The organism is Luteibacter sp. (genome assembly GCF_051958795.1).
GTDB lineage: Bacteria > Pseudomonadota > Gammaproteobacteria > Xanthomonadales > Rhodanobacteraceae > Luteibacter.
Genome location: NZ_JBQCFT010000240.1, coordinates 1 through 4306, shown reverse-complemented (window position 1 = coordinate 4306; position 4306 = coordinate 1). Strand labels below are relative to the sequence as shown.

General features: G+C 65.5%; 5 protein-coding genes. 2 read left to right on the top strand and 3 right to left on the bottom strand.

What is annotated here, in order from left to right; translation table 11 throughout:
* Positions 1-91: 91 nt before the first annotated feature.
* The 3 genes from ACTHLF_RS12020 to ACTHLF_RS12010 all read right to left on the bottom strand — a co-directional run bounded on the left by ACTHLF_RS12020 (position 92) and on the right by ACTHLF_RS12010 (position 2963).
* Positions 92-568: a GNAT family N-acetyltransferase gene (locus tag ACTHLF_RS12020; protein WP_440327580.1), complete on the bottom strand. Its 477-nt coding sequence runs from the start codon at positions 566-568 to the stop codon at positions 92-94.
* A 92-nt stretch (positions 569-660) separates the two neighbouring features.
* Positions 661-2439: an acyl-CoA dehydrogenase C-terminal domain-containing protein gene (locus tag ACTHLF_RS12015; RefSeq protein WP_440327579.1), complete on the bottom strand. Its 1779-nt coding sequence runs from the start codon at positions 2437-2439 to the stop codon at positions 661-663.
* Positions 2440-2471: 32 nt separating this feature from the next.
* Positions 2472-2963: a hypothetical protein gene (locus ACTHLF_RS12010; RefSeq protein WP_440327578.1), complete on the bottom strand. Its 492-nt coding sequence runs from the start codon at positions 2961-2963 to the stop codon at positions 2472-2474.
* Positions 2964-3114: 151 nt separating this feature from the next.
* On the opposite strand from ACTHLF_RS12010, the gene ACTHLF_RS12005 reads away from it, so the two are divergent.
* Positions 3115-3594: an SET domain-containing protein gene (locus tag ACTHLF_RS12005; RefSeq protein WP_440327577.1), complete on the top strand. Its 480-nt coding sequence runs from the start codon at positions 3115-3117 to the stop codon at positions 3592-3594.
* Between the two features lie 117 nt (positions 3595-3711).
* Positions 3712-4257, top strand: coding sequence for a type 1 glutamine amidotransferase domain-containing protein (locus ACTHLF_RS12000; RefSeq protein WP_440327576.1), 546 nt, complete (start codon positions 3712-3714; stop codon positions 4255-4257).
* Positions 4258-4306: the final 49 nt, after the last annotated feature.

Below are 4306 nucleotides of genomic sequence, written 5' to 3'. Positions count from 1 at the left end.
CGAAGGCCAACGCCTGATACGTCGCGTTCTTCAGTGCGAAATGAAAAGGCCGCCCCAATGGGCGGCCTTTTTTTGTCCCAGAAAGGGTGGATTACCGGACCGGGCGGGCCATGCGCACGAGGTCCGTATCGAACCCGTGCTTCACATACAGGTCGCGGGCGCGCTCGTTGCCGGGGAACACCGCCAGGGTGACGAACTGGCAGCGGTGCTCCTTCGCCCAGCGATACGCATGGTCGAGCAGCTCCTTGCCGACGCCGGAGCCTTCGTATCGCTCATCGACCGCGATATCCGAGATATGGCAGTTGTCGCGGTGGGTGAAGAAGTCCTTGGTCTTCTGCAGGTGGATGAAACCCACCTGGTCGCCCTCGTCGTTCTCGGCGATGAAGATGTAGCTGTTCGAGGGCTGCTCATCCAGGTGCCTCACCAGGTCGGTCTCGATGCCCTTGAGGCAATCGGACTTGGTGCGGCCGTTGGGCAGCGGGAAGTGGATGAACCGGTGGACCAAACCGAGGATGAAATCATCATCGTCGCTCTCGGCGAGACGAATCAGGAACGCTGGGTCGCTCATCGTTTCGGGAACCGTGGTTGGCTTGGGAGGTCCGGGCCCAGCCAGTTCTACACCTGAACCGGGGCCGGGAAAAGCCCCGGCCCCGGGTTTTCTTACAGGACCTCTGGCAGGGTCGCCACGCCTGCGTCGATCGCCGCCTTGTGCAGGTGGATGCGCGGCAGGATGCGGGCGAAGTAGAAGTTCGCCGTATCGCGCTTGGCCTGCTTGCCGTCGGCATTGAGCAGGCTCGACCCTTCGGCCGCCAGTACGCTGCGGGCCAGGAAGTACGCCAGGGTGATGTAACCGGAGTAGTAGAGGTAATCGACCGCGGCGGCACCCAGCTCCTCGGGGTTCGCCTGGGCCTTGCCCGCGATCTCGAGGGTCAGGTCGCCCCAGGCCTTCGCGGCGGTGGCGAGCGGTGCGATGTACGCCTTCACCACATCGTTGCCGGCATTGGCGTGGCAGAACGCCGAAATCTCGCCCAGGAAATGCTTCAGGCCAGCGCCCTGCAGCTGCACGATCTTGCGTCCGAGCAGGTCCAGCGCCTGGATCTGCGTGGTGCCCTCGTACAGCGTGATGATGCGTGCATCGCGGACGAACTGCTCCATGCCGTGCTCGGCGATGAAGCCGTGGCCGCCGAAGATCTGCAGCGCTTCCTTCGTGCACTCCTGCGCCGCCTCGGTGAGCAGGCCCTTGGCGATCGGGATGAGGAAGGACAGCAGTTCACCGGCCTTCTTGCGTTCCGCTTCATCGCTGGCGCGGGATTCGATATCGCTCTGCAGGGCGGAGTAGGCGGCGAGCACGCGGCCGCCTTCGACAAAGGCGCGCTGGGTAAGCAGCATGCGCCGCACATCCGGATGCACGGTAAGCGGGTCGGCCGGCTTTTCCGGCAGCTTCGGGCCCGAGAGCGCGCGCATCTGCAGGCGTTCGCGCGCGTAATTCAGGCTGTTCTGCAAAGCGCGCTCGGAGACCGCAAGACCCTGGATGCCCACCGCGAGGCGCGCGGCGTTCATCATGGTGAACATCGCCATGAGGCCCTTGTGCGCGGGGCCGATCAGCCAGCCCTGCGCCGCGTCGAAGTTCATCACGCAGGTGGCGGAACCCTTGATGCCCATCTTGTGCTCGATGGCGCCAGCCGCTGCGTGATTGCGCTCGCCCAGCGAGCCATCGGCATTCACCTTGAACTTCGGCACCACCAGCATCGAGATGCCGCGGCTGCCGGCCGGTGCATCGGGCAGGCGGGCCAGCACGAGGTGGACGATGTTCTCGGCGAAATCATGCTCGCCGGCGCTGATGAAGATCTTGGTGCCGGTGACGCTGTAGCTGCCGTCACCATTGGGTTCGGCGCGGGTCTTCAGCAGGCCGAGATCGGAACCGGCCTGCGGCTCGGTCAGGCACATCGTGCCCGTCCAGCGGCCTTCGACCAGCGGCTTCAGGAAGGTGTCCTGCTGCCAGGCATCGCCGTGGTGCTCGAGCGCATCGGTGGCGCCGTGCGAGAGCAGCGGATAGATGCCCCAGGCCAGGTTCGCTGAATCGATCATTTCCTTGGTGAGCGCGCCGAGCACCGCGGGCAGCGCCTGGCCGCCCCACTTTTCATCGGCGGTGAGGCCGGCCCAGCCGCCCTCGGCGTACTGCTTGTACGCCTCCTTGAAGCCCTTCGGCGTCGTGACCGCGCCGGTGGCCTTGTCGAAGTGGCAGCCTTCCGCGTCGCCGGAGGCGTTGAGTGGGGCGAGCACCTGTTCGTTGAAGCGGGCCGCTTCGTCGAGCACGGCGTCGAGCAGCTCGCGGTTGTGCGCTTCGCCGCCCTGTAGGCCGGCGAGGACGGCTTCGGCGCCGAGCACGTCGTAAAGCGCGAAGCGCATGTCATTGAGCGGGGCTTTGTAGATCGTCATGGAGATCCTGGCGGAATGGCTAGGGAAAGGGATCAAGGTGAGCGGTAGGTATCGGGGATGCCAGGCACCGGCGACAGCCAGCTCTTGCCATGCACCGGGAAGGTGCGTGGCTTGTCTTCTTTTTCGGGCGTGGCGGTCACGCTGCCTTCGATCGCATAGGGCAGGGCGCCGGAGCTGCCCTTGCCGGCGAGCTCGGCGAGCGCCTTCGCCATGTCGGGCGTGGGCAGGATGTCGACGCGGGTTACGTCCGCGGCGAACGAGGGGATGTCCTGGTCGATCTTCGCATCGAGCAGAACGCCGCCGAGCTGGCCGACCTGCAGGGTGCCCTGGAAGCGGTCGAAGGACATGCCTCCATAGCTGTTGTTGCGGACGCGCAGCGTCAGGCGCCAGGGGCTACCCGGCTTCGCGGCCACCTCCTGCAGCGTGACCGCGGGCGGAAACACGCTCTTCTTCTCCGGCCCGCAGCCGGCGAGGAGGGCAAGGCTGGCAACCGCGGCTACACGCAGGATCGGCAAGCGTCGCATCAAGGTCATTCCATGGATTCCGGGCGTCGAACACTCGTTTGATGGTAGCGCCGTGCGGGCGTCCAGCGCGAGGACGCGTTTGAAACGCGGTTCCCAAGCGCGGGCCGAGCAGGCATCATCCGGGTTTGCCTTCCATGACGACTATTCCGCTATGACCCGACGCATCGTCGCGCGCCGCTCCCCCATCCATGGCAACGGTGTGTTCGCCGTCGCCCCCATCAAGGCTGGCGAGGACGTCGTCGAGTACAAGGGCGATCGCATCACCCACGCCCAGGCCGACAAGAAGTACGGTGATGGCGGCGAGACCGGCCACACCTTCCTGTTCACGCTCAATGACACCTGGATCGTCGACGGCAACAGCCACGGCAACACGGCCCGCTGGATCAACCACGGCTGCGACCCGAACTGCCAGGCGGTGATCGTCGAGGACGTGCCGGGCAAGGATTCGAAGACCGACAAGGTGATGATCGAGGCGATCCGCGATATCGCCCCGGGCGAGGAGCTGGTCTACGACTACGGCATCACGCTGGACATGCCGCACACCGCCCGCCTGAAGAAGATCTGGGCCTGCCGCTGCGGCTCGCCCAACTGCATCGGCACCATGCTGAAGCCGAAGCGCAAGGCCGCCTGACGAGCCCTTGTGGGAGCGAGCTCTTCACGTTTGCACACGGGGCGCCGACACCTGCGCGACGCCCCGCTGATCCCCCGCCGCCGATCCTGCATGGACTTTCCCCCGCAGGAGAACCGCATGGCCGCCAAACGACTGGATGGACGCCGCATCGCCGTCCTCGCCACCGATGGCTTCGAGCAATCCGAACTGACCGAACCGAAGCGCCTGCTGGAAGAAGCCGGTGCGAAGGTCGACGTGATCGCGCCCGGTGACGCGAAGCAGATCAAGGGCTGGGACAAAAAGGACTGGGGCAAGTCGGTGCCCGTTGACGTGGCGCTGGACAAGGCCGATGCCGGCCAGTACGACGCGCTGGTTCTGCCCGGTGGGGTCATCAACCCCGATCACCTGCGCATGGACGAAAAGGCCGTCGGCCTCGTGAAGGCGTTCGGTGAGTCAGGCAAGCCGCTGGCGGCGATCTGCCACGGCCCATGGACGCTGATCAATGCCGGCCTGGTGAAGGGAAAGAAGGTCACCTCGTGGCCGTCGCTGAAAACCGACCTCGGCAACGCCGGCGCGAACTGGGAAGACAGCCAGGTGGTGCAGGACGGCAACCTCATCACCAGCCGCAAGCCCGACGACATCCCGGCATTCACCGAAACGCTGATCAAGGCCCTCGCCGCATAACACCGAAGAGTTGTGGGAGCGCGCTTGCGCGCGATGGGTGCTAGCAACA

What these genes read in the sequence shown, in the direction of transcription:
- ACTHLF_RS12010 (WP_440327578.1), bottom strand. Translation starts at nt 2,963, where the DNA reads ATGCGACGCTTGCCGATCCTGCGTGTAGCCGCGGTTGCCAGCCTTGCC.
- ACTHLF_RS12000 (WP_440327576.1), top strand. Translation starts at nt 3,712, where the DNA reads ATGGCCGCCAAACGACTGGATGGACGCCGCATCGCCGTCCTCGCCACC.
- ACTHLF_RS12020 (WP_440327580.1), bottom strand. Translation starts at nt 568, where the DNA reads ATGAGCGACCCAGCGTTCCTGATTCGTCTCGCCGAGAGCGACGATGAT.
- ACTHLF_RS12015 (WP_440327579.1), bottom strand. Translation starts at nt 2,439, where the DNA reads ATGACGATCTACAAAGCCCCGCTCAATGACATGCGCTTCGCGCTTTAC.
- ACTHLF_RS12005 (WP_440327577.1), top strand. Translation starts at nt 3,115, where the DNA reads ATGACCCGACGCATCGTCGCGCGCCGCTCCCCCATCCATGGCAACGGT.